This is a genomic window from Paenibacillus popilliae ATCC 14706 (assembly GCF_000315235.1).
GTDB classification, from domain to species: Bacteria; Bacillota; Bacilli; order Paenibacillales; family Paenibacillaceae; genus Paenibacillus_B; species Paenibacillus_B popilliae.
Genome location: NZ_BALG01000436.1, coordinates 1 through 946 on the forward strand (window position 1 = coordinate 1; position 946 = coordinate 946).

3 protein-coding genes are annotated in these 946 nt (G+C 42.7%); all 3 read left to right on the forward strand.

Annotated elements, in window-relative coordinates:
* Positions 1-217 (forward strand): hypothetical protein (locus PPOP_RS23070; protein WP_006288116.1); only part of this gene is annotated, 217 nt, incomplete at its 5' end.
* A 44-nt stretch (positions 218-261) separates the two neighbouring features.
* Complete coding sequence (locus tag PPOP_RS19645) at positions 262-612, forward strand: hypothetical protein (RefSeq protein ID WP_006288117.1); 351 nt, start codon at positions 262-264, stop codon at positions 610-612.
* Between the two features lie 3 nt (positions 613-615).
* Positions 616-903 carry a hypothetical protein gene (locus tag PPOP_RS18090; protein WP_006288118.1) on the forward strand — a complete coding sequence of 96 codons (288 nt, stop codon included), beginning with the start codon at positions 616-618 and terminating at the stop codon, positions 901-903.
* Positions 904-946: the final 43 nt, after the last annotated feature.

Sequence of the window (946 nt, forward strand, 5' to 3'; positions counted from 1 at the left end):
CAAAATTGATTTGGCTAAGCAGATGCTGCTCATGCTGACACGTCAAGCGACATCCGGTTTACGTTCCATTTCCATTCCGGAAATCGATATGAAGTGCCCTTACTCCGCTGTTGATCAATCTGAACAAAAGGGGGAAGATCCTGCGACTTACAACGATGCCTATTTACTGATCAGCAATCGCTATGATGTTCCGGAAGAAGTATTGATGCTTATGTAAAGCGTTGGCGCATCGAAGTATTCTTTCGAGCCGCCAAGCAGGAATTGGCTTTTGAGAAATGCCACTCTGAATCCGAGGGGTATCATCATGCTCATTTTGAGCTATTGTTTACGGCAGGAACCTTGTTAGCTGTAGCGCTCTTTGAACTGAACAAAGAAAAAACGAGTGATGATGAAGGCTATACCCACGGCAAAATGGTTCGTGGTCTCTTCCACACTCGTTGTCAGGTTCGCGTGAAAAACCACAAGGGTATTCAGCGAATCTCTATTGATTGTGACACACAAGTGCAGCCATTTGCAAGGCTTAATGAATTATTTGGGCCGGAGCATGATTTGATGCTTCTTTGGGCTACGCCCAAACCGGATATTTACCAAGGCTTACCTCGGACTGCATAGGTCATGTTAGTCTTTGATGGAGATATTTCTTTATCCATTTATGACCAAGCATTTTATGAGGATTTGAAGGATACTGATGAGGAAGCACTAAATTTTGATACAGGTGAAAGTTTAGAGTACTGGGTAAAATTGTATTGGGACAGCTTGATGACACTTGATGAATACAAAGCAAAGAAACCCTATCCTAAACCGGAAGTATTGGTTTTTGAATCAGTTCCTAAAGAGATTATTCAATTATGTGAGACGGATTGTCAAGCCAAGTGCGACAGTTCTTCTGAGAAGGATTCGTGAGCAGTCTTCCAGCCCAAACATTTTCGTGGTCGTTGATTGATCA